The sequence below is a fragment of the Neobacillus sp. K501 genome, from assembly GCF_053749995.1.
On the sequence record NZ_JBSLYA010000004.1, the window covers coordinates 390211 to 414787 of the forward strand.

The 24577-nt window shown below is 36.7% G+C and carries 25 protein-coding genes; 16 read left to right on the forward strand and 9 right to left on the reverse strand.

Translation table 11 applies throughout. The annotated features are described in order from the left end of the window. Positions 1–20: 20 nt before the first annotated feature. Positions 21–1298 carry an ABC transporter substrate-binding protein gene (locus ACWM35_RS12530; protein ID WP_454818865.1) on the reverse strand — a complete coding sequence of 426 codons (1278 nt, stop codon included), beginning with the start codon at positions 1296–1298 and terminating at the stop codon, positions 21–23. Between the two features lie 179 nt (positions 1299–1477). Beyond that, positions 1478–2452 (reverse strand): SIS domain-containing protein, encoded by a 975-nt coding sequence (locus ACWM35_RS12535; protein WP_454818867.1) that lies wholly within the window; start codon positions 2450–2452, stop codon positions 1478–1480. A 662-nt stretch (positions 2453–3114) separates the two neighbouring features. On the opposite strand from ACWM35_RS12535, the gene ACWM35_RS12540 reads away from it, so the two are divergent. The 5 genes from ACWM35_RS12540 (at position 3115) to ACWM35_RS12560 (ending at position 7141) form a co-directional block, all read left to right on the forward strand. Then, complete coding sequence (locus ACWM35_RS12540) at positions 3115–3621, forward strand: sigma-70 family RNA polymerase sigma factor (RefSeq protein WP_454818869.1); 507 nt, start codon at positions 3115–3117, stop codon at positions 3619–3621. Between the two features lie 1025 nt (positions 3622–4646). After that, positions 4647–5189, forward strand: a complete 543-nt coding sequence (locus tag ACWM35_RS12545) for a competence protein ComK (protein ID WP_454818871.1) — start codon at positions 4647–4649, stop codon at positions 5187–5189. Positions 5190–5501: 312 nt separating this feature from the next. Next, positions 5502–6071, forward strand: a complete 570-nt coding sequence (locus ACWM35_RS12550) for a hypothetical protein (RefSeq protein ID WP_454818873.1) — start codon at positions 5502–5504, stop codon at positions 6069–6071. Then, positions 6072–6542, forward strand: a complete 471-nt coding sequence (locus ACWM35_RS12555) for a hypothetical protein (RefSeq protein ID WP_454818875.1) — start codon at positions 6072–6074, stop codon at positions 6540–6542. It begins immediately after the preceding gene. Continuing rightward, positions 6539–7141: a hypothetical protein gene (locus ACWM35_RS12560; protein ID WP_454818877.1), complete on the forward strand. Its 603-nt coding sequence runs from the start codon at positions 6539–6541 to the stop codon at positions 7139–7141. Before ACWM35_RS12555 ends, ACWM35_RS12560 begins: the two co-directional genes overlap by 4 nt. 166 nt (positions 7142–7307) lie before the next feature. Here ACWM35_RS12560 and ACWM35_RS12565 read toward each other — a convergent pair whose 3' ends face one another. After that, complete coding sequence (locus ACWM35_RS12565; protein ID WP_454818879.1) at positions 7308–7445, reverse strand: LPXTG cell wall anchor domain-containing protein; 138 nt, start codon at positions 7443–7445, stop codon at positions 7308–7310. Positions 7446–7901: 456 nt separating this feature from the next. Between ACWM35_RS12565 and ACWM35_RS12570 the strand changes: the two genes are divergently transcribed. The 3 genes from ACWM35_RS12570 to ACWM35_RS12580 all read left to right on the forward strand — a co-directional run bounded on the left by ACWM35_RS12570 (position 7902) and on the right by ACWM35_RS12580 (position 9665). Then, a complete protein-coding gene (locus tag ACWM35_RS12570; RefSeq protein WP_454818881.1) occupies positions 7902–8168 on the forward strand; it encodes an LPXTG cell wall anchor domain-containing protein in 267 nt (88 codons plus the stop codon). Between the two features lie 541 nt (positions 8169–8709). Continuing rightward, positions 8710–9201: a CBO0543 family protein gene (locus ACWM35_RS12575; RefSeq protein ID WP_454818883.1), complete on the forward strand. Its 492-nt coding sequence runs from the start codon at positions 8710–8712 to the stop codon at positions 9199–9201. After that, on the forward strand, positions 9198–9665 hold the full coding sequence (locus ACWM35_RS12580; protein WP_454818885.1) for a CBO0543 family protein: 468 nt from the start codon (positions 9198–9200) through the stop codon (positions 9663–9665). Before ACWM35_RS12575 ends, ACWM35_RS12580 begins: the two co-directional genes overlap by 4 nt. 43 nt (positions 9666–9708) lie before the next feature. On the opposite strand, the gene ACWM35_RS12585 is transcribed toward ACWM35_RS12580, so the two are convergent. The 3 genes from ACWM35_RS12585 to ACWM35_RS12595 form a co-directional block, all read right to left on the reverse strand. After that, a complete protein-coding gene (locus ACWM35_RS12585) occupies positions 9709–11475 on the reverse strand; it encodes a hypothetical protein (RefSeq protein WP_454818887.1) in 1767 nt (588 codons plus the stop codon). A 199-nt stretch (positions 11476–11674) separates the two neighbouring features. Beyond that, positions 11675–12025 carry a DUF805 domain-containing protein gene (locus ACWM35_RS12590; RefSeq protein ID WP_454818889.1) on the reverse strand — a complete coding sequence of 117 codons (351 nt, stop codon included), beginning with the start codon at positions 12023–12025 and terminating at the stop codon, positions 11675–11677. Between the two features lie 568 nt (positions 12026–12593). Further along, positions 12594–13109 carry a type 1 glutamine amidotransferase domain-containing protein gene (locus tag ACWM35_RS12595; protein ID WP_454818891.1) on the reverse strand — a complete coding sequence of 172 codons (516 nt, stop codon included), beginning with the start codon at positions 13107–13109 and terminating at the stop codon, positions 12594–12596. Between the two features lie 199 nt (positions 13110–13308). Between ACWM35_RS12595 and ACWM35_RS12600 the strand changes: the two genes are divergently transcribed. Genes ACWM35_RS12600 through ACWM35_RS12610 form a run of 3 tightly spaced genes read left to right on the forward strand, consistent with a single transcriptional unit; the run spans position 13309 to position 18153 of the window. After that, positions 13309–15312, forward strand: coding sequence for a tandem-95 repeat protein (locus ACWM35_RS12600; RefSeq protein ID WP_454818893.1), 2004 nt, complete (start codon positions 13309–13311; stop codon positions 15310–15312). Next, entirely contained in the window at positions 15266–16786 is a 1521-nt protein-coding gene (locus ACWM35_RS12605) for an Ig-like domain-containing protein (RefSeq protein ID WP_454818895.1), read from the forward strand. The genes ACWM35_RS12600 and ACWM35_RS12605 overlap by 47 nt, the downstream gene beginning before the upstream one ends. A gap of 29 nt (positions 16787–16815) precedes the next feature. Further along, the gene (locus tag ACWM35_RS12610) at positions 16816–18153 is read left to right on the forward strand and encodes a cohesin domain-containing protein (RefSeq protein WP_454818897.1); all 1338 of its coding nucleotides are present in this window, start codon (positions 16816–16818) and stop codon (positions 18151–18153) included. Between the two features lie 166 nt (positions 18154–18319). Here ACWM35_RS12610 and ACWM35_RS12615 read toward each other — a convergent pair whose 3' ends face one another. Both ACWM35_RS12615 and ACWM35_RS12620 read right to left on the reverse strand, forming a co-directional pair. Next, a complete protein-coding gene (locus ACWM35_RS12615) occupies positions 18320–18613 on the reverse strand; it encodes a hypothetical protein (RefSeq protein WP_454818899.1) in 294 nt (97 codons plus the stop codon). A gap of 170 nt (positions 18614–18783) precedes the next feature. Beyond that, positions 18784–18915 carry a hypothetical protein gene (locus ACWM35_RS12620; RefSeq protein ID WP_454818901.1) on the reverse strand — a complete coding sequence of 44 codons (132 nt, stop codon included), beginning with the start codon at positions 18913–18915 and terminating at the stop codon, positions 18784–18786. A gap of 1059 nt (positions 18916–19974) precedes the next feature. Between ACWM35_RS12620 and ACWM35_RS12625 the strand changes: the two genes are divergently transcribed. The 5 genes from ACWM35_RS12625 to ACWM35_RS12645 all read left to right on the forward strand — a co-directional run bounded on the left by ACWM35_RS12625 (position 19975) and on the right by ACWM35_RS12645 (position 22842). Further along, the gene (locus tag ACWM35_RS12625; RefSeq protein WP_454818903.1) at positions 19975–20337 is read left to right on the forward strand and encodes a hypothetical protein; all 363 of its coding nucleotides are present in this window, start codon (positions 19975–19977) and stop codon (positions 20335–20337) included. Positions 20338–20409: 72 nt separating this feature from the next. Continuing rightward, the gene (locus ACWM35_RS12630; protein ID WP_454818905.1) at positions 20410–20949 is read left to right on the forward strand and encodes a VanZ family protein; all 540 of its coding nucleotides are present in this window, start codon (positions 20410–20412) and stop codon (positions 20947–20949) included. A gap of 355 nt (positions 20950–21304) precedes the next feature. Further along, the gene (locus tag ACWM35_RS12635; protein ID WP_454818907.1) at positions 21305–21643 is read left to right on the forward strand and encodes a hypothetical protein; all 339 of its coding nucleotides are present in this window, start codon (positions 21305–21307) and stop codon (positions 21641–21643) included. A 422-nt stretch (positions 21644–22065) separates the two neighbouring features. Further along, positions 22066–22497 (forward strand): hypothetical protein, encoded by a 432-nt coding sequence (locus tag ACWM35_RS12640; protein WP_454818909.1) that lies wholly within the window; start codon positions 22066–22068, stop codon positions 22495–22497. A gap of 141 nt (positions 22498–22638) precedes the next feature. After that, a complete protein-coding gene (locus tag ACWM35_RS12645) occupies positions 22639–22842 on the forward strand; it encodes an acyltransferase (protein WP_454818911.1) in 204 nt (67 codons plus the stop codon). A gap of 464 nt (positions 22843–23306) precedes the next feature. On the opposite strand, the gene ACWM35_RS12650 is transcribed toward ACWM35_RS12645, so the two are convergent. Next, complete coding sequence (locus tag ACWM35_RS12650) at positions 23307–24263, reverse strand: hypothetical protein (RefSeq protein WP_454818913.1); 957 nt, start codon at positions 24261–24263, stop codon at positions 23307–23309. Positions 24264–24577 lie beyond the last annotated feature (314 nt).

Here is a 24577-nt window from a genome sequence, read left to right on the forward strand (position 1 = left end):
CTTAGGGAAGGAGTCACATCCTATTTACTCAAACGTTTAGCTTCTGCTTGAACTTCCTCCATGACTTCTTTCGGCGTCATCTGGCCATTGGCTAATGACTGTCCGCCTCTCATGAAAATATCGGCAATCGTGATATTCACAGCATTATCAAACCAAGGAGTGGTCGCCGATGCTTCGGTTACAATTTGGTACGCTTCCAAACGGGCAGGTGAAGTATTTTCTTCATCAACTGCACCCTTGACAGCATTCAATTGACCATCTGTTTTGGTGAAGTCATAAGCCGTTTCTTCGGAAGTAAGGAACTTCAAGAACTCAACCGCTTCTTTCGGGGCATTCTTGCTTAGCATCCAGCCTTCTGGCGCACCAGTTAGTGCTCCTGCATCACCTTTTCCGCCCTCAATTTCAGGGAAATCGAAGAATCCAAATTCAACTTTTTTCTGATCTTCTACCATCTTAACTTCGGCAAATTGCATGTACACAATCGGAGCTTCACCGCTAGCAAACATATTTCTTGCTGCTTCATGGTCAATCGCAGTGGAGACTTCGCCCATGTATTTCGTTAACTCTTTAAAGACTTCTAAGCCTTTAATATAACCAGCATCCGTGAACTCACCTGTTTTTTCATTATAGTCCTTCGCAGTTACCGCAGGATCTACTACACGTTGGAAAATCGTCCCTAAGTAATGGGAAATCGCCCAGCCATTCGTTAACCCTTCTACTAATGGCGTCTCATAGCCCTCATCCTTAAGCTTATCGAGAACGGCAATAAATTCTTTATAGGTTTTTGGAATTTCAATATTATGTTTTTTGAAAATTTCTTTATTATAGAAGAAAGCTTTTCCGTCTACCGTAAACGGAACACCATATGTTACATCATCAAAGGTAAAGCCAGAAAACTGAGATTCAATAAATTTCTCTGACCACTCTTTATCTTCTGCTAATAGATCATCTAGGGGCATAATTCGGTCGGAGGATACAAGATTTAACGCAAAGGAGTCAGACCATGATGAGAAAATATCAGGAAGATCGTCATTGGAAACCAATACCCTGATCTTCTCTTTGTAAGAATCGTTCAAAACCGAATCGACATTGATTTTGACATTTGGATGAGCATCCATAAATTCTTTAATCTTTTGATCATAAAAGGATTTCCGTGGTTCATTCGGCCAGCGATGGAAGAAATTGATTTCAACGACATCTCCATTTGATGAACTGCTTTTCTCACTGCCACCTGAAGAAGAACAGGCAGTTAATGCCAATAATAGAATCGTCATCACGATCGCGATTAATCTTTTCACGTATTTCACTCCTTTTTTTATCCTTCTAATTTTACCTGAAAATAAATGGAGTGAGTTCAATTTAGAGGACGAAACCACGCAGAATAGATTCACTTTCAACTGAACTATGTCCACTTCAAAAACCGTTTGTTTTTTATAAAAGCTGAAATCTATTAGTCTACGAATCTAGCAGTGAAAAATTAATATTCCATTTTCCACATATAACGTCTTACAGATAATGGATGACCTGTATGTTCCGCTAAGCCATCAGCGTATTGTCTTAACACCACACCTGCTACTGCCGGACCAAAGTATTCCTTCAAATCCTCATCAATTCCAGTATAATCAAGCTCCGCCACATCGACGACTTCTACCTTCTTACTAAATTTCTGAGCAAAGGTAATCGCTCTTTCATCTAATGGACGGGTTGCTCCTTCTCCTTTAATAATTAGGAACGGAACATCGAAATCGGTGACCTCAAATGGACCATGGAAGAATTCACCAGTATGAATCGCATTGGAATGAATCCATAACATTTCCATTAAGAGACAGCTTGTAAAGGAATAGGCTTGATGGTAATAAGCACCGCTTCCCATTGTATAAATAAGCTTCTCGCGCTTATTCTCACTACCGAATTCGAAGGCTCTGTCATAGGTCGCTTTCTTATTAGCTTCAAAAAGCGCTTCCAAATTATTCAACTGGCTTAACACACGATCATATTTTTCATTTGGTGCAAGGACATTCAGAATACCGAAGATCAAACTGTAAAAAACACCGACTTCTCCATCAATCACATCTGAGCCATCTTTGTAATTGTAATGAACCGTATACTCGGCTTCCTTACAAAGTGGTGATTCTACCTCCATTGAAATCGCAATCGTTACCGCTCCATTTTCTCTTGCAAATTTAGCTGCAGCCACGGTTTCTGGAGTCGTTCCGGAATGCGAACGAAGAATGACCACACTGCCTTTGCCAAGACCCTTTGGATTCACATGGAGAAATTCATTCGATGTATAGACCCGGCTAGGAATAGAAATTTCTCGGTTTAAAAAATAATCCCCCGTTCCAAGAGAGGCCATCGATCCCCCACATGCCACGAAATAAATGTTTTTTACATCCGTTGCCTTCACCGCATTAACGGCAGCCGCAATTTGATTCACGTGTTCTGTTTTCATTATGATACCTCCTAGATAATATAACATCATATGATGTCTTATTTAGAATAATAATCCCTGTATTTTGATTTGTCAAACACTTTTAAAAATTCAGTTATATTTCCGTAACCTTTGATAATGTTCTTGGGCTAGCCATTGAGGTAAATCAAGCATGTGATTAACACCCCAATCTTCCTTATTGGTGGTCAGTGGACCTTTTCTTGTGAACCACTTCTCTATTTTTTCTACATTGTTTTGGTCACATGAACCACTCTCGTGACCACTTTTCTATTTTCCCTTCGTAGTTTTGGTCACATGAACCACTCTCGTGACCACTTTTCTACTTTTCCTTCATCGTTTTGGTCACATGAACCCCTCTTGTGACCACTTTTCACCTTTTCCTCCCTAGTTTTGGTCACATGAACCCCTCTTGTGACCACCCTCAATTTTCACCACCACAGGGAAACAAGCTAAAAAATTTCTTTAAATTTGAATTTCCTACTATTTTTCTGACAATGGTTGAAAATTGATTTTTTTGTTCCAATTCGATCGCAAATCTAACTTTTTAAGCTCAAATTCTACTTGAAAATAAATTTTCGCAGATTATATGAAAATTACGAATCGCGTTATGGTTGAGCTACCTAGGAATAAACCGGAAGCGCGCTGTCCAAAAGGGACTGCAAGTGGAACATTTTGAGGAGTTAGTAGACCAATACACACCAATGATTTATAAGATTATCCACACGCTGCACATTTATAAAAATCACGAGGAGTTCTATCAAACTGGGTTAATTGGGCTTTGGGAGGCAAGCTTGAGCTTCGATCCTAGCAAGGGGAAATTCACCAATTATGCCTATACAACGATCAAGGGCAAAATGCTCGATACCATCAAACAATCGCATAAACATGAGGAACGGAGCGTCTATCAAAAGGAAGAGTTCTGGTCATTGATTGAAGATGAGAACCCAGCGAGTTTGCTAGAGATGGAAACGCTCGGAATCTATTGCGAAGGTCTAACAGATAAAGAGGGAAAATGGGTGATCGCCAGCTGCAGGGACTGTATTCCAATCAGTGAGATTGCAAAGAGAGAGAAAGTGTCAGTATCCGCTGTGAAGCAGTGGCGTGTTGGGGCATTGCGGAAGCTAAGGGAACAGGTTGAAAACCGCAGGGACGAAGGTTTTGGTTTTTGATTCTGTATTGAAAGAGGTGCCCTGATTTTCCTCACTTCCAGTAATCGTAGAGGAAAGCCAGGAGAACCTTCCCATGGTTTCTTTGACACATTGTTTACTGACTCATTTCTAACAAAATAGTTATTTTGAATTTTTTAACAATATTTATATTATTTACAAGTTAAATTATGGTAAAATAGACCTAACCTTGGAGGTGAGACAAATGAAACTGAAAGCTCTTATTTGTCTTATACGCGGCTACCATAAATATAACTATTACACCAGTGTTTGTATAAGATGCGGCAAGAAAAGCACAAAGGATAGGGTTATCTCCTAAAGAGACGGCCTTTATTTTTGCAATATTCCGTTAAAGTTCGACTTAGGTCTAATTAACAGTATAGATAGTTCTTTATGCATGTCTAGGATTGTTGGAAAATGCAGAAAAAAGTCGTTTTCCACGAAAGGTTAAAACAGGACCCACTATGGTGGAGTCCTGTTTCTTATCCGGTCATGGCTGCAGGATCACTTTTTCGAATAGGGAATGACATAGACAGGGGAAAATAGAAAATATTTTCATTTTATAGCAAAATGGGAAGTAAACTGCGTGGTATCATTCTCCCCCTTCTTATTTAATGGTTTTAAAGGGAGTAGCCTCCAAAGAAAACATACAATCGTTCGACATAAACAATGAAGGTCTGACACAAAAAGTTACGATATTAGATTCCTTTTAATAACAATTTTGTTATTATTTATGTTATTATTTTGATAAAGATATTTCAAAATAGTTTTATCTTCCCTCATCTAAGACCTTCAACATATGGACAAACATCATCGATTACTTCATCGTCTGACAAATGCTTTGCCATATTCTCTCTTGCTCACCATTGAACAATCATACCTATTCAAAGTAATGTATTTAATGTAAGCGCTATAAAACACAACTCTGAATGCCTTTTAAGGAGGTGAGTCCCGTGTAAAAAACCGCCAAAAGCTTTCAACTAGACTGATAGGCCGTGCTAAAATTATTTGATTCAGGAGTGGTATATTTGACAATCGAGAAGAACTACTTTATTAATCAAGATTTGACGTACATGTTTGGCTTTAATGATCGACGTGGAAAAAAGTGTACCCTAGTAATGGAATTTAACCGCGTATTCATCGTCGAGCGGTCTCCCCTAGAGATTTTAGATGATAGTATTCGCTGTATCGGATTTGACTTGAAGGGAGCGCTGGACTCCTCCAAGTTAATCATTGGTAACAATGTGATGTGCCCGGTAATGATCAATCACATTCATAGTATTTGTGTCTTTCCTGATAAATCCTATAAACATGTTGATACGATTTGGTTTAACCCGAATCAAATTCTAAGGACCCTCAGCCTAAAACGGAAGACCCATGTGGAGTTCCGAAATGGGCTCTCCCTGATCGTTGATTCGAAACTTTATGCCTTTAATCATAAATGGAAATCGGCAGAACAGCTACGGAAAATAACCGTCGAAAATGCACAAAACCCAGTATCATCATACTTCGTCGAACCGAAAAAAAGGCGCTGTACCAAATCCCGCAAAAAGGAAAAAAAGGTACAGTGATTTAATATAGATTTCGTACATATAACTCTTAGATTGGGACTTATTCTACACAAATAATGATGCTCGACCCGTTGCTTCAATCTAGCAGCGGGTTTTTCCTTTCTATCATGAAATTTGTTATGTGTATTATTTTCCTTACTGGTTAGTACAATTTACACCATTTGTAGTAATAAACTTCGGCTTGTAGTCTTTGATTCCGAGAAAAGATCATCCAGTAACTCTGCACAACCTTTTAAAGAGCTTCTCCTTATCGCTAATAATTGGTTTTTATGGTAAATTGTAAGTAATAATGACCTAAAAGGATGATACGATATGGAGATTACAAGAATAGTTACTACATTCAAATTACAAAATTTAGAGGGTAGTAGAAATATACTAATAGATAACCTTAAATCCTTGTTTGAAGTACAAAAATTCTATTCAGACCAGTTAATTACATTGTTGGAGAACTCGGAAAAATCAATTAAGGTCATTCTTAAGGGAAGCGGCAACATAGACTTTGATATTAAAGATTTGGATAGCTTTGATTTAATAAAAAACTTTACCGCAAACCCTCTATTTAATGATTTTTCTCCTGAGTTAAGTAGTGTTAGATTCTCATTTAAACCTATTCATTATAAAGATGGATTTAATATGCTCTTTCGTTCGGATCTACATGAGGACGTAAAAACGGAAATGTTAGGTTTTAAGATTCAACTAGATCACTATTATTTCTATGTTTCCGCAATGAACAAAAATCAACGATTGAATTTATCTATCAATATAAAAAACAATAATGATATTCCTATTAATATTGGTGAAGATATGCAGTTTATAATGCATTTATTAATGGAAAAAGTTATTCCAAAAGTAAGTAAAATTATCGGTCTGGAGGAAAATTAAATGTTTGACTTAGGTTCTCACGAAATTATTGAGATGTTTGAGCGGCAAAGCATATACAATCCTCCCATTGAATATAGATTAAGTACAGACGTGGAGGATGGTCTTCTTCCAATAACTTTTGCTATATATCAAGCCGTTGATACGTCATTCCTTACAGAGGAATACTACGAGTTTGAAGGTATACATTCCACTCAACTTGACCAACCTAATCCTGAATACATGGAGTTTGGGGTTGAAATTCGAATGGATAAGAATAAAGCTAGAGAAAAACATGTCCAAGAAGTATATGACTCCATAGGTGCTGAGGATATCAGTGAAGTTAATTTTGAAGAGTTCATTGAATACTGTGAAAATAAATATCAAATGAAGACTAGCAAATTCAAACAGTGGTTTGAAGCCAAAGGGAACGAAGGAAACGTTGAATTACAAATGTGGTATATGTTTTCACTTAATACAGGAGATCATGAATGAAAAAAATTGACTTTTTTATTAAGGCAGAGGATGTAGTATTAGAAGAATTACAACTCATTGGAAAGATTCATCCTGACCTTTACTATAGAGGTTTATGTATGCAAATAAGCAGCTCCCCCCTCTCTATGGAACAATACGATCAGGCATACCCCATTCTTCAATATAATAAACAGAAAAGTATACAGGTTTATGATGAACAATCAAATTCCAACAGAGAATTTATTCCAGTCCTAATAAGCCAACCACATCCTAAACAAAAGAAAGACAAGCCTAATGGGCTTATTCTAGAAGACTATAGTTATTTGCAAGTTAAAGAAATACTTTTATACGATGTCGATACAAAAGAACTCTACAGTTTTGAATATAGTTACCATTATGGAGTTTGGGACTATGATAAAAACAAAGAAACCTATTTTTTTAGATACGACAGGGAAATAATAAAACGAAATCCCCCAAGGAAAAAGATTAATCATTTTCATGCAGTATTAGACGATCCACATTATAATTCTAATTTTATCAATCTGGCATTTGTATTAAAGTTCTTAGAAGATAACTGGGAATCTAGTAGAAAATGTTTATATTTTATTAATGCTATATAATAAGTCTTTTAATCTTCTTATTTACTTAGAACTGTACACAATGTTTCTGACTATGCACAAAATGACATCCATTGACTATTGCGTCCCCCCATAATCTACTATTTAATTCAAAAAAACTGCTCCCCAATTTCTTGGGAAGCAGTTTTTTATTTTTTTCCTATCATTACTAGGCTCGACGTCTTCGTCGTATAAACATGACAACACCGAATACGAGAACGGCAGTCCCGAACAGGAACCGGTTATACGTATCATTAGCTGTATTTGGTAGGTTTTCTCCCTTACTTTCAACCACTGGAGCCCTCACTAATGCCGCTTTTCAATTATATTACTGTTTGTGCTAAAAAACACGAACTTTCGACAAATTTCTATATCTAAAGCACTAGATTGAACCTACTTATCTATCTCAGGAAAAGTGTCCTAAAATAATCAATATGTCTTTGGTTTGCCATAAATACCAGCAATATAAACATTCTATGATTAGCGATACACTCTTCTCCATATCGTCGCCAACTTCCACACCAAATATTGTAGTTAAAAAGAATTAGTAATATTGTCATAGTGTTTATATACAATATTCGTAACCTTGTATAAACTAATGAAAGGTATTATTTGATAGATTTAGCAATTTAACATCAATTTGGTAAATATTAATCTTAAATTTTTTGGAGGAGTTTGTGCGTGAAGGGGAAACAAAGAAAGAAGTTTATGAGTTTATTCAGTGTTTTTATTGTTTTGCTAGCTATTCTTTCAGGGTGTAACATTGTTTTTAGGGAAAATGGGACACATCTTCTCCGATCTTGCTGGTAATAAAGCGGAAATAATACGTTTCGTAAAGGTGAAAGCCAAGCAAGTGGTAACGACGACACCAAACCATAATGACAATGGAGAAGTGAAAGTTGCTCAAAAGAAGAACAGTATACTTCCAGATACATCAACCAATCAATATAACTGGATTATGGCTGGAACCCTTGTGCTGTTAATTGGTGTATTAATGTATTTAATTGCTCTAAAAAGAAGAGCATACTAGGAGATTGTTAGCATAATAAGACTTTGCACCACCGCTGGATGATATCTTGTTTCGTCCGGTGGTGTCTTGGGATTAATCAAAGTTATGTTTCAAAAAAATCCTAAGAAGAAGAAAAAAATAGCCAAGATATTTATACATTCTTAATCGTTTATTCATAGTTTATTCATCATTAGAGGGTAAGATAAGAGCATGGAAAACATACTTTTTCATAACCCCCTTTTAAATATCTTTTTCTTTGATCCGGCAACTTGCCGGATTTTTTTTTGACAAAACTCGTGCATGCCTGCTTCTTACAGTGGGCTTTTTGAAAACCAAAGGTGAAAACCAAAGGGACGGTTCACCAGGTTTTTGGAGCAATTTTTTATCCGTTCAAAAGCTTCTTCATCCATTTTTCTTCCAGATTTTTATCACCCAAAGATATTCCCTGAATAAATTCAGGAACCGGCAGACCATCCCTATGATCTACAGATTTACAAATGTATATGTATTTGAAAAAAGGAGATGGTAAAAAATACAAATAACTTTAAGGGTGTTTCTTCAAATGAATTTTGAAAGAGGGTTTTTAATAGGCTTTTCTTTGTTATGTATTTTTGCGTTAATAAAATTAGTTCCAAAGAATAAATCAAGGGACGCATGGGTTTTATTCTTGTTTCTTCAAGTGATTACTTGGCCTGCAGGTTTATTTGCTGTTGAAAAGGGATGGATTGATTATCCAACTCAATTACTTCCAGTTGCAAATAGCTATAACAGGACAAGTTTCTCTTTTGAGTTTTTCTTATTTCCGATCGTTGCAATTTTTTTTAGTTTATATTATCCAAATAAGTTAAGTAGATTGAAAACGCTTTTATATTACGTGTGTTTTGCTGGTTTTTTTACGTGTTTTGAGGTACTCCTTGAAAAGTTTACAACACTGGTGGAATATGACGAGTGGAAGTGGTATTGGACATTAATAAGCGTCATTCTTTCCTTATATATCAATCATAACTACTATCTTTGGTTTAGAAAACGTTTGATAAAGGTTGATGACCGATGAACAAAGAAATTTTTATCCTATTCTTCTCAGCACTCCTATCCATCATTTTATTGATAAAGTTTGTACCAATCGATCGAAAAAGAACGGCACACATCACATTTATATTTGGACAAAGTATTGCATGGATCTATCAATATCTTCAATTGCTATTTGGTTTTATAGAGTTTCCATATAGAGAATTTGACTATGCCACAAAAATGAGTTTTTCTTTATATTATCTTACCTATCCTACATTTGGAGTTTTATTTATTTTGCTTTATCCCACAAATAAAGGGAACCTAAGAATCATCATGCATTATTTGATTTTTACTATTGGTTTAACCACTTATGCCTATTTACTTGAAAAATATAGTTCTCTTTCCGATTGGAAGAATTGGAATATCTATAGTGGATTCATTAGTAATTTTATTATCTTATATATAGTAAAAAAATTTGTATTCTGGTTCCGAAAAGGGTTGGTTTAGATGGAAAGCTCTCACTTGGGAGTGAAAGGCCCTGATATTATATTCAGGCTCCTTCCTTTTCCTCCCAAGTTATCACAGCCGGTTGGGATAGATGATTCATTCGAGATTTTAAGATCGGAATAAAATATTCTTCAATTAAATATTTATCAGGAATGATGTAAATTTCCTGGCCCCCGTGGTCGTATATAATATAATGTCCGGTTTTGATAGGGAGAGATAAGAATCTTTCGCGTTTGGCAATCTTTCTTTTTTCATAATGAATTTTAGAAATTTCGTTCAGTGGTATGTAGGTACCTTCATTGAAACAAAAATAATCGAGAGAATAGCCGCGAATTTGAACCAAAACATTCTTCTCAAGCCTTTTGTCATGCAGATACTTGAGTAAGAGCCAAATTGGCGGTATAAGCAGGCCAAATAGAAACCAGTCATTAACCCAAATCAGGGCGAAAAACCCAATAAAGGCGAGAAGCGCGATCGTATTGTTCACACGCTTGTAAGAGGGTCTTGATTGATAAAAAACCTCCTCCTTTTCACCTGTGCCATGTTTCTCCGCAAGATGAGCACGGAAATCCACCACATGTTCTTCATAGGATTTGCTGTTCCACGGGAGAAAATCGGTATTTCCATCGTCCAGTTCGTGTGGATGCCAAGGCCTTGGTAGATTGAGAGTATAATAAGCACCTATCAGCATCCGCATCCAGCCTTTCTGGGCAAAAGAAGGATCCGTTGATCTGAAGCGAAGGACATAGTAAGTCAAATCACCTTCGTATATCACATCTTTTTCTTGAAAACTCCCCATAATTTCCACTTCCGTTGGAAATTTCTCAATCCCGCTGCTATTATAAAACAGATTTTCTGCCTCCTCCTTGACAAAATAACTTTGAAAAGAAGGGTCCTTCGGTAATAATTCTGGTTTATAGGTTTCAAGCAGATGATACGCTTGATGAGTTCCGTCATTCGAAATCAGAATGTCTTGAACCGTTTGAATGGAATCATCATGATGGATGTTTCGTTTCCACAAAAGCTCAATGTAATACAGCTTGATCTCAGGATCCTTCCATTTCAAGATGGTCTGCAAATTCAAGAGTTCTTCCTCTGAAGAAAAACTATTATACAGACTAAGATAAATCTTTAAGAAAAACCGTAAGTCGTAATACGGACTTTTCCAAGCCTCATACACAAAAGCTCGCGTGTATTCTGGATGATATTCTAAGTATTGATCCATAAATTGTTGGAGTTGGTCCCGTATAAATTCCTGGTTGAGTGGGACCTCCGTACTCGTGATGTATTTTTTCTCGACCGCGACGGCAGCAAGGTAATGATAATAGGCATCATACCATGGATGAAGGAAAAGCTCGTTTTCGATTAATACTTCCATCGCCGTTAAGGTTCTTTCTTTTTGTTCAAAAATAACATAGAGCTCTTTGTTTAAGGGAATCATCGGTGCCTGAAAGTAAAGCTCGCGAAAAGTATTCTTGTATAATTGCTTGGCTTCTTCTGTGCCAAGGATCACCAATACACTTAATGCAAAGTTGATAGCGTTATATGAAAAGCGGAACATATTTTTCTCTAATGCCCCAACCATGTCTTCGTGTATAAAAACACAAGCAGCCCTCACTAAGGCCAGTGAGGGATCATCCCATTCTTCGTTACTCAGTGGCCAAATCTTCCCAGCCTCTTCTAGTAAAGCAATTGCATCCTCCATGACAAGCTGTTCATTCCAACCTTGCAGGGCATCAATGGCTTTTTTTCGATCAGCCAGACTGGGACTGTTAAGCAAATTTAGCAAATCTTCCATTGGCGGGTACATGTCATCTACTCCTTGACTGCTAGGATCGTATTCGTGTCTATTTTACTGGATTTGTAAAATCATTGAATAGTCTTTAGAAATATTGATAGTTTAAAAATTTCGACAAGGATAGACAAAATTCCTGTAAAACTTGTCTGATTGACGGCACAAAAAAAGAGAAGCGCCCAATAAACACTTCTCTTGCAATTGATAAATTTGATCAAGCTGAAATGGCTTTTGGATTTTCGCCAAATTTATTTTGATTTTCTTTGCTATCCTGACATAAGAAGACAAGTAAGATTATGCTGCCAATTATCGGAATGAGGCCGATCCAAACCCACCAGCCACTTCTGCCCGTATCATGTAATCTTCTAACCGAGATGGCCAATGACGGTAATAGCAAAGCCAACGAATACACGGCATAAAGAAAAAGAATCCCCGTTAGCTGTTCGATCACCATAAGTGCCACGCCAAAAATCACATAAAACAAGGTATACATCCAATACTCCTTACGGCGAGCCCTTCCTTCAAATGTTGCATAATTCTTTAACCCCTTCAAAAACCATTCCATTCAATTTCCCCCTATTAACATAGTAAAAATCCAAATAATAACATTTTTATTATACAATCGCATATTAGTAATTTCTACAATTTTTGGTAATAAACTACAATTTTTTTATCACAAAATGAATGATAGATTTGGTCGTGTTTTTCAATAACAAACATAATAAGCGGAGACTTTCCCGTTAAATGTAGGATGGAGCTCATTTTGGAGTAATTAAGGGGAGAATTTCCGACTACGCTTGGCATAAACCCTCATTTTCATGTTTTTGCGATCAATAGGCGGAATCTCTCCGTCTATTGATCCCTTTTTTTATCAAAATTATAAATTAAACGGAATTCTTCCGCTTATTTATCAGCTACATTTTTACACAAGGTTTTGTGGGAGCATCAATCACACTTTGCCAAAACGATGGAGTATCAAGTGGGAGAAATCGCGACAGAATGACTAAACCGTGCAGAATTAGGGATGAAACGAAGGACGCCCATGCTAAGGCATTTAGGGATATTTTATAAAAATAATTTTAATTCCCCCACCGAGCTTTAAAAAGGCAGAAGGACTCCCTTCTGCCTTTTCATTACCCTAATAATCGCAACGACGCTTCTACAAAAGCCGGCAAGTCCTCCGGCTGTCGGCTTGTCACCAGCTGATTCTGGCAAACCACCACTTCTTTGTCATATAAATGAGCACCAGCATTTTCTAAATCAACATGAATCGATTTATAGCCGGTAACATCTCGTCCTTCCAGCGTTTTCGCGGTAATCAGCAGTTGGGGTCCGTGACATATAGCAAATACAGGTTTTTCCGCTTCCATAAAGGCTTTGGTGAAACGGACGAAACGCTCATCTGCCCGAAGAATATCCGGTGAAAATCCGCCTGGAATGAAGAGGGCATCGAACGCCTCCGAAGAGACATCATCGATACTTTCATCAATGACCACTTCAATTTTCCCCTGCTTTCCTTTGACCGTTATTCCCTTTTCCATCTCAATTAACGTGATCTCATGCCCATCTTCCTTAAAAGCCTGTACAAGTGTGACATATTCGGAATCCTCAAACTCATTCGTAAGTAAAACTGCAATTTTTTTCTCCATGTCATCCACTCCTTAGACTTGAAGTACCCTTCTTTTTATAAGTTGAAACTACCATTTTTCAGCAATAACTTTCGTGTTACTTTACTACTAGTGAGTATTTATAATTTCATAGGTATTTTTTATTACTATTTCGACATTGTTTATGTTATTTGTGATATATTATCTAAGCATTATTACTTATATTGAAGGAGGACTTTCCTTGAAAGACGCAAATAATCACCTTTTTTCGGTGAGTAAAAAGGGATTCTTATCCGTTTTTAGCGCTGTCGCAATTACATCATCAGCAATTGCGAGTTCAAATCTCGTAAAAGCAGCTGAACTTGATAATCAGAAAATCGTAATTAGTGAAGATTTAGAGTGGATGAAATCTCAGGTTTCCATGAGTGGAGATACAATAAATATCGACTTTAGCAAGCGTTTTAGCACTTACATAAAAGAAGGATCGATTCAATTAGAATCCATTTCTACAAGCAACATCGTTTCCGTTTCGGTACATGGAGTGGCTATAAATATCGACGTAAAGGGGTTCGGCAGTTCTATTATTAAAGTGACAGCCAAGGACCAAAATGGAAAAACCATTACTGATCAATTTCATTTAACCATTAGTCAAAAAGGCGATATCAATGGGGATGGAATCGTGAATCCTGCAGATGTCCTTCAAATCTATCAGGTTACCAGTGGAAAATTAACATTGAGTCCCGAACAATTGAAGCTGTTGGATGTGAACGGTGATGGAAAAGTAACAAATGCGGATGCTAGTGCGCTAATGACGAATTATGTCGGGAAAAAGCCAACTACCGCAACCAACCAAGATTATTTTATCCAAATGCGCGAAGTGAATGATTTGCCGTTAGTCAAGGAAGATACATACTCAATTGACGAGGACAATACGTTAGATGCGGATGCAGAAACTAGTATTCTAGCAAATGACATGGATATTGATGGCGATCAATTGAAAACAACCAAAGTGAGTAGCACTACTCATGGTTTATTAACCTTAAATCCTGATGGAACCTTTACATATGTTCCAGAGAATAATTTCAATGGAACCGACCAATTTACCTATAAAGTGAATGATGGTAAAGCAGATTCTGAAGAACAAACCGTGAAGATACATGTTCAAGCAGTCAACGATCAACCATTAGCAAATGCTACAAGCTTAGATGTAACAGAAGACGAAGATGCTGAAGGTACTCTTATCGCTAATGATGTGGACGGAGATACGTTAACCTTCAGTCTGGTTGAAGATGGTAAAAAAGGCAATGTCACTCTGAATCCAACAACTGGTGCTTACACGTATCAACCAAGGGCAAATGAAAATGGCCAAGATTCCTTCAAGTTTAAAGTGAATGATGGCACGGAAGATTCCGAGATTGTAACGGTTGAAGTGGCGATCTCAGCAGTGAATGATGCACCAATCGCGACTGCAGACAGTTATTCTACAGATGAAGATCAACAGCTGGTTGTCGCTGCGAATACGAGAATCCTAGTGAATGACGTGGACGTCGATGGTGATGAACTTAGCACAGTCAAAGTGAGCGGCCCTGCCCATGGTTCCTTAACCTTGAATCCAGATGGCACCTTTACGTATGTACCTGATGCTAATTTCAACGGTACTGATCAATTTACTTATAAAGTGAATGATGGAAAAGTGGACTCAGCTGTACAAACGGTAAACATTCAGGTTCAATCTATCAATGATCAGCCGGTTGCAGATGCCTCTAGTGTAAATGTAACCGAAGATAAGGCAACGAATGGTACTCTTACTGCTAGTGATGTGGATGGAGATACGTTTACCTTTAGTCTTGTCGAAGATGGAAAAAAGGGCAATGTAACGATTAATCCAACAACTGGGGCTTATACGTATCAGCCAAAGGCAAATGAAATTGGCAAAGACTCCTTCAAATTTAAAGTGAACGATGGCAAGGTAGATTCCGAGATTATTAGCGTGGAAATAACGATTACAGCCGTAAATGATGCACCAGTCGCGACTGCAGACAGTTTTTCAACAGATGAGGATCAACAGCTGGTTGTGGCTGCGAATGCGGGAATCCTTGCAAATGACGTGGACGTCGATGGTGATGAACTTAGTGCCTCCTTAGTAAGTGGCCCTGCCCATGGTTCCTTAACCTTGAATTCAAATGGCAGCTTTACGTATGTACCAACCGCTAACTTCAATGGTTCAGACCTATTTTACTTATAAAGTCAATGATGGAAAAGTAAACTCACTGGTTCAAACGGTAAACATTCAAGTGAATGCGGTCAATGACCAGCCAGTTGCGAGGCCGGCTAGCTTAGATGTAACGGAAGATGTTGCTGCGAGTGGCAACCTTTCAGCTAGTGATGTGGACGAAGATACATTAACCTTCAGTCTGGTTGAAGATGGTAAAAAAGGCAATGTAACGATCAATCCAACAACTGGGGCTTACACGTATCAGCCAAATGCGAATGTAAATGGCACAGACTCGTTTAAGTATAAAGTGAATGATGGAAAGCTAGATTCCGAGATTATTACCGTGGAAGTTATAATTTCGGCAGTGAATGACGCTCCCGTTATTTCTGATGTGAAAATCGAAGGAGAACTTGCACCAGGCAAAACCGTTGAAGGTAAATATCATTATGAAGATGTTGAGAATGACCTAGAAGGTACATCAACCTATCAATGGTATTTAGGAACAAAAGCAGATGGTAGCGACAAACAGATGATTCAAGATGCCACTACTTCATCCTATCTCATTAAAGACACAGATGAAGGATATTATTTATTCTTCGAAGTTACACCGGTAGCTGTTAGCGGTGAGCAAAATAACCAAGTCTTTGTGAGCAAGGCTGATAAGAAAGTAGCTGTCTTAGCTCCTGAGATGACGTTAATACCGAATTGGCCTGCAGAAATGACAGAAAAGGCAATAAAGGTCGAAGGGGGATTTATGGTAGATTTGAATCTATCGAATGATAAATTTAAAGAGACCGTTTCACCTGATGATTTTATTCTAAATAATGCTCCTGCTCAATCAACTATTGTAATGGTTATAAGGAACAACGAAGAATCGGTGACTTTATTACTAGACTATGATAAAACAGATTTCGATATAGACATTCCTGACTTTACGGTTACGGCCAAGCCAACCGCGACGGTCAAAGGCTTAGGTGTTACGTCTGGGCCACTGGAAATAAAAGCAAGTATCGATGCACCAACGCCGTTTATTTCTGAGTTTTTGCAGGGAAGCGATCCAACTAGATCTGGGCTTGAACTTTATGCACCATATTCAATGGCAGCCGGATTAACGGTGGATTTACATCAATGGGATCCAGCAACCAATAAGAAAATAATTTCGACTGCAACTATTATTCCAAATCCTAATAATTCTCTGTATATCCTGATCGGTGCAGCATTCTATGATTATTTCGATATAACTAACAATACGTATTACAACAATGACGAATTGTTTATAGGAATATTCGGACGTATCACCAACGCTTACGTTTTAAAACAAAATGGGAATGTCATTGATACCGTTGGTGATCCACTCTATAATGGGCCGAAACCAATTTTACCAAACGGAGGTACAATGGTTCGGAAGCCAGGAACAAACGATGGATTATCCACGTATAACAACAAACAATGGATTGCTTACCCTACCGACTATTTAGCGAATTTCGGTCGGTACGACAAATAGAAATCTATTCAGTAAAGGGAGATTCATAGATGAAAATCAATTTTAATAATTTAAGACTTGCTAGTCTTATCTTTTTCATCACCTTACTTGCCCTGCCGATTCAATCAAATGCTGCTGAAGAAAAAGTAGAATATGACGCCTTGATTTCGGTTGATAGTGCAAAAGGCTCTGTTGGAGAAGTATTGGATATACCAGTAAAAATCACTCAACCAAAGAAGGATATTGCTGCTTATGGGATAGAAATCAATTTTGATCAAAATCACTTAAAGGTAGTTGGCATCAAATCAGGATTTGGAAGTAACGCCACGACTTGCACGGAAGAAACAGCAGGCTGCTTCTGGTCAAAATATGACAATGAAAAAGGATTTTTGAGAGCGGCATGGGCAGATCCAACCGCTGGAGATCACCCGATTGATACGGCATTAACCCTATTCACGGTTCAAGTACAAGTAAAGGATACTAATTTTACTGGGGACAAGCGTTTGGAAATTCAGGTAGGAGATTTAGAAAAACTATCCTTCACTGATCCATCAAATCAAGCTCTTTCTGTCGAAGTCGATACAGGGAAACTTAGTATTGTTAAGCCCCCGGTAAAACCAGTTCCTCAAGATAATCATCCCGGAACTGGCAGTACCCAACCAGGGGAATCCGAAAATGGGCTTCTTTTAAAAAAGGTGGTAACAACTGTCCAAGTAAAAAAAGGTGAAAGTGTATCCGTTTCGGATAATCAGGTGAATATACTTGATCAGCAAGGACTATTAATTGTTGAACTTTTAAAGAGTTTGGATAAGATTGAAAAAGTAGATTTTTCCGCTGAGCAATTACAAACATTAATCGAGAGACAGGCGAAGATCAATGTTGTGAAAGAGGATGTCGAGCTACTTATCCCAGCAACCAACTTTGCTAACGGGGAAGATTTCAGCATCCTACTTGAGCGTATCAATAAAAATTCTAGCAAGCTTCCTTCCTATAATTTAGCAGTGAGTTCTATGTATGATTTCACTATTAAATTAGGAGACAAAACCATTCATCATTTTGATCATCCAATTGAATTGGTGTTCCCAACGGATCAACTTAAGGTTGCGCATCCGGAGGAATTAAGGGTTTTCTACTGGAACGAAACAAGTCAGGAATGGGAATTGGTTGGGGGTAAGTTTGAGGACGGCAAAATTAAAGCAATGACCGACCATTTTAGTACGTTTGCACTCTTTAATCCCAAGGAACTTGCGGCTGATCAAGCTGCAGGGGATTCCGCCCTTCCGGATACGGCATCAAATATGTACAATTGGCTAGTTACAGGAATGATTTCCATCATCCTTGGAGCGGCCATGGTACTTGTACAAAAGCGTAGACAACGAAATAGTTAATACTTTAAGCTGAATTCCAAGTTGAGGGATTCAGCTTTTTTCAATTCTACATGTATTTATGGTTGATGATCCTATTAGCCGGAGGATTTCCGCTTAATCCTAATGAGGGGGCCTAGTAATAATAATGAAAAACCGCTCTTCTATAAGGAAAAACGGCTTTTGGCAGCTATAAGTATTGATAAGAGACCCTCGGGGCGGAAATCACAATGATACTTCCATCCTTCTCTTCTACCCCAATTCGAAAAGTATTTGGATTACCTGAAATCAAAATGTCGGCATATGTATCTGAGTTTTGTTGATTAATCTTATAATGAATATAAGTATGCTTACCAAGGTTAAATCGAACGAGAATTTTCTTATGTTTTTCTTCACAAAAAATCACTTCGTGAAGAGTAACATTTGTCAGTTCCATCCCCACCAGTGAACCCAATCTCTCTATAACATCTGCGTTATTAATCATGTCTAAATTCCCTTTCCAAGCTAATACGAAAATTATAAACAAATATACACTTATTTTAAATAGAACAAAAAAAAACCAAAAACCACAGGACGGTTCTCATGGTCTTTTTTCATTCACTTTTACCTTCTCAAAAAAATCCAGCTTAACTTTTCCACATATAAAAAGAGGGATTACTCCCTCTCGTTCTTGATCGAGTTTTTCAAGATAGTAAAGAAATCCTTAATGCTCGATTCGTCATCTAATGCTCTTATCACCTGGTATGCTTCCCAAGACTCTGTAAACCATTTTTTAAATTTTTTCATTTTCTTCACCTCCGATGGTCTTCATTTTACGAAGACAACCGGAGGTTTTTAACAAAAAATTTATTAAATCGCGATCTAGGAGAACTAGCTTAGCATTCGGTGAGCTAAATGTAAGATTCGCCCATAATTAAAAGGGCGATAGGCACCACATCTAATTCCTATGACTAATCCACCGTGATGCAATTCTTTCTTACCAATTCTTTATCAGTAAGCATAAATGCTTTACTCGGAGTCCTGATTGTCATACTAGAGGAATCTCTCCCCTCCTAAAAGGATAGAAGCCCTAAATAACAGCAAAAACAGCATTTTTAATCTAACGATTAATTAAATCTAACATCAACTAATCAATTATTTGATTAAAAGCACTGAAAACCCTTTTGTTAAAACGAACCCGTGCTATTTCCTCGAAGAATCCTGTCGAAGAATAGTAGTGCTTGCACTACTACAACATTACAGTGGAGTATTTATGAGATGGTGTTTACTAGAAGAAGAAGACTCCATATCTGAAATCGGTTTGAAGGCCATGCGTTTATTATTAGACAGTTTCCGATTATAAAACCGCAGGGGACGGTTCACATGGATTTTTTTCATTCACCTTTACTCCTAAAAAAGCCAACAGAACCGACCGTCCCCATGGTCCAACGCTTTCACTTTTAATATGGAATTTATTTGTGTATAATGGACATATAATAAAAAAGAGAAGTGCTGCTAACACTTCTCCCTGCAACCTCAACCTTGTCTAAGTTTAATTTTTATGAGAACCACCCTTTTGCTTGTGACGGCGTCGGGTGGTTTTCTTGTTGTCTAGAACGTTCTTCCGAAAGAAATATGCGCTTACTTCACGCAAGATTCCTTTAAGAATTTCTCGTAGAATTTCAAGAAAAGTTTCCAGGAGTATCATCCCCTTCCCTAAATAATTAAAGAAAAGAAGATCAACATCCTTGCCACCCTTACAATATTCAGTTGCAACACAATTCTATCATTAAACTTTTAGGTTGAAACCTATCAATCTTCGACAAAATTCGAGGAGTGAAAGGCAGAAAATAGGGAGGACTGTAAATGAAGACTATTAGCCAAGAAATTCAAGAGTTGTCCATTAAATCCTTGGAGTCAACTTTTAATAAACTTTCAAATGCTTATAAAAGCATGACAGAAAAAGGATCAAACACAACCCTTGTCAATAAGAGAAGAAACGCAGTAAAAATTGGTTTAGAAAGCCTTAAAGCTATTTGGAACGGGGCAGACTTTTGTTATGACGAAGAAATCATATTAACTTCTAAAGAAGTTCTACAAGATGTCCTTCCATCTATCGAAAGACAGATAGCAAAAGCAAAAGAAGGCAGTTCTCAAAAAACATTAAATGAGCGTCGCTTAACTTCACTTAAACTAGCAATCGAATCCTTGGAGAACCGTCTTATATAAGACCGTTTCTACATTTATAAGTGGTCCAGAATCGGGTAATATTCCAAGCTAGAGTAGAAATTGGAGAGTTATATGAAAAAATCAAAAAAAATTCAAGATAAGATAACTGCTGTCTTGTTGGCCGTATATTTATTTGTATTAACATGGATTATACTCTTTAAAATGCAATTTTCATTTCAAGACCTGCGTCATTTCACGGATTTTAGGGAAATCAACTTGATCCCTTTCGCTGGTTCCGTTGTTAAAAACAATCAAATAGAGATTGGTGAAATAATCTATAACGTAATTGCCTTTATCCCATTTGGAATTTATATCAGTATGCTAAAACCAAGTGGGTCTTTCTTGAAAAAGATTGTACCCATAGCGGGAGCTAGTTTGTTATTTGAAGTAGTGCAATTCATCTTTGCTATTGGCGGCAGCGATATAACGGACCTTATGGGAAATACATTAGGTGGAATAATTGGAGTTGGAGTTTATATTGTATTTTGTAAGCTGTTTCGTACAAAAGCAAATACGATCCTAAATGTTTTAGCATCAATCGGAACAATATTCATCTTTGCATTAGTGTTGTTATTAATTTTTGGTGTTATTAGGTACGGGAAGTTTGTCTAAAATCCGCAGGGACGGTTCATATGCTTGTGTGGCGTCGGGTGGTTTTCTTGTTGTCTAGAACGTCTTCCGAAAGAAATATGCACTTACTTCACACAAGAATTTCTCGTAGAATAACAAGAAAAGCTCCCAGGAGTTTCCCCTCCTTCCTAATTAATAAAGAAAAAGAAGATCAACAACCTAGCCACCCTCACAATATTCAATTGCAACTCCATTCTAACATTTTCTATCTATCTAAAAACCTATTAATCCTCATCAAAAGTCGGAGGGTGATAGCACCGATACTAAAGTATAAATTCCCCATTTACCGAATACTCATAAAGGAACATCATTTCCTTAACATAGGGGGCCGGACGTGATGACCTTCAAAAAAGCGTTATTTTATTTTTTCGTGTGTGTTAGTTTTATTCTGATGTTCATGAATTATTTAATAACCGGTTTCGCACTGTTATTTTTATCCGCTTTTATATTTGCACCCGGCAAAATGAAACGAAACGAGAAGTGGGATCGTTTTTACAATGGAGGGGCAATAAAAAAAATAAGAAAAATGATTTCGATCATCATTTTTTTAAGTATTGTCTTGTTACTCTTCATCTATCCGAAATTGAATATGATCCTCCCCTTATTTTTTATCGCCGTCATCCTATCACCAAGCCAAAAAAAGACCTATACCGATTATTCTGATTACAACGATTAAATCTAAGCGAATCCGGTCGTCCACCTGCCGAAATTCCAACAATGTTTTTCTATTTTTAATGGACGGAAGTGCTTAATAACAGGAAAAACAGCATTTTTAATCAAACGTTTGATTAACCATTTCCTCAACTAATCAATCATTTGATTAAAAGCACTGAAAACCCTTTTGTTAGAACGAACCCGTCCTATTTCTTCGAAGAATCCTGTCGAAGAATGAGTTCTTACATTCGATATGAGATTCAGTATAAACCCCTTTGACAAACAAACCTTGATCCCTTTTCTTGAATAATTTTTATCTGTATTCACTGGGTATCTTTTGTCATAATTCCTCCACATCCTACTAGAAAACATATGACCTTTTTCTTCGTTAAATACTATATAAACTATGAAAGGAATTTAATAGAAGAAAGGCAGTGGTTGAAGATGGAAAGGTATACAATGATAGATACTGATTTTTGGAGTGGTTTAGAAGGGATGATGATGACCCCGCAGGAAAAGTATTTTTACATCTATCTTCTTACGAATGATCATACAAATCATATAGGAATCTATCAAATTTCAAAAAAACAAATAGCTTTTGATTTGGATTATTCCATTGAAGTTGTTCAGTCATTAATGGAACAATTTACTCTACGTCACAAGATGATTCGTTACAATCCAGAAGTAAGAGAACTTGCGATTCAGAATTGGGGGAAACATAACCTTTATAACGAGAGTAAACCAGTGATGGATTGTATTTTCTCCGAATTAAGGGATGTCGAGGATCCCTCTCTTATTCAATATGTTTTGGAGTCGATCCAAAACCAGAAAATCCGAAGTTTATATGAATCTTTTTGTGAACAAGGAGAGATGTAGGTTTGATATCCTGTTATAAGTCGCATTTGATGTAGTAACCCTCCTTGTCGAAAACATTTCATGATAAGGCACATGATTCGACCACTTTCACTCACTGGGTCTGCTATAAAGAAAGAAAAATAATAACAGAGGTGCTATCTAATGTACTTTGAATTATTACTAGATGCCATTTTTGGCAATCGTGAAATTCTCCATGAAATGGAATGCTCAATTTGTGGTTCAGATGAAATTTACTACATACATCCTGAAACAAAAGAAAGCCTCGGCAGAGCATGTAAGAAATGTAATTTTGTTCAAAAGTTTGACTTTGAAAATAGTCATTCAAATAACTCACGTTTCCAATAATTCAATATTGCTGCAACTCTAATTTAATTGCATTGTCATCGTTCTTAATTTGTTTGTAATCGTTGTTTAATGTTGATTCTGTATGATTAGCTGTATTCCATTTAAACAACTAGAGGAGATTACCTGATGGCAAAATTAAAAGCGATACTTTGTTTTATTCGTAAATATCATAAATACAGCTATTATACGGACGAGTGCATTAATTGTGGACAAAAAAGAAACCGATCATAAATTCCCTATAGAAACTAGGAAGAGGCAAAATCAATCACTTGCTGTCAAAGAAATAGAAAATCGTTAACGATTTTGAAGTAAAAAAGCCTAAATCCTCTTTTTAATTTTTCCGAGGACTTAGGTTTTTTGGTCATCCGCAATCATGCCGATTGTGGAATATCATTTTCTATTGAATAATATATTTCACTGTAAACTATCTATTGCGAAAAAATAAAAAGAGGGTTATCCCCCCTTTACTCACTACTAATCATTTGTGCTATCTTTATAGTCTGTAGCTCTTTTTGAACATTGCTTATAGACGTAATACTACTCCTGGATCGTTGAGTTACTTCATTAGGTAGCTTTTGAATCTTCTCTATAGAAGCATCTAAATCTTTTTCTAAATTTTCCTTTATATCTGCCCCAATTTCAGAACTGCCTTCATTTTCGTTCCAAAACTGAATTGCATTTATCGTATCTGTTCCCTTTTCCTTTATTGAATGATAAAGAGATTTAGTTTTATTTACTGTAATTAAAATACTTGAAGATAGTTCAAGAACTTTTTGAGCTTCTATAGTAGTATTCCTTAAGTCTTCAATCTGATAAATTAAGTTTGAGTTTAACTCTTGTTCAATTTGAAATAACTGTTCCATGCTTTTTTCTTTTTGATATTCTTCGAATAATAAACTTAACTTTTGATGAGAATCACTCATCTCGTTTTTAATAACTGTTAATTTCTCCAAACCAAATAATATGCTATCAATTTCATTAAGTTGACTCTGTGCAAAATCTAAATAATCTAAATAATCATTTACAATAGGAAGCTTAACAAAAGTGTTGACTCCATTAACGACGGTAATGGCTGTGCCAAATTTGCCTATTGCATCCCTTATAGGAGCCAAATTTCCTTTTAGCCACTCAACTTTTTTAACTAAAAAGTTTATATCCTGATTGTATTTATCTAGATCGCTAATTATTTTTGGTAGTTCTGTTTCTATTACTTTTAACGAATTATTTCTAGCTTCATTTACTTGCTTATTCATAGTATTTAACTCTGCTGTGTTACCAACACTATTGTTGACTACTATTTGATTAATGGTATATCCGATTGAACCTGAAATTAACATTGTTGAAACAATTGTAATAGGGAACAAATATCTTTGAAATACCTGTTTCAGGTTAGATACAGCCCTCTCCTTCTCTACTTCCATATGCGGCTCCTTTTCCTAAATTACGGGGATTTTTGTAACTATAATCAATGTTTACCTGTACTCCAAAATTTTATCAATAAACCATAAATGTCGAATGATCGACCTTATATATTATTATACGACGTTTTTCTTAAACATTTTTGTCATAATTTATTAAACTAGCGAATAATTGAATATTACCAAACGGGGTGTTCATCAATGAGAACTATTCTAAAAGTGGATGTAATGTTTATTTCTTAGAAATGTTAATTACTTTTAGCGAGGAATTAGGCTAATAATCTTCAACAGTCGGGCCATTAATGGAATAACCGTCT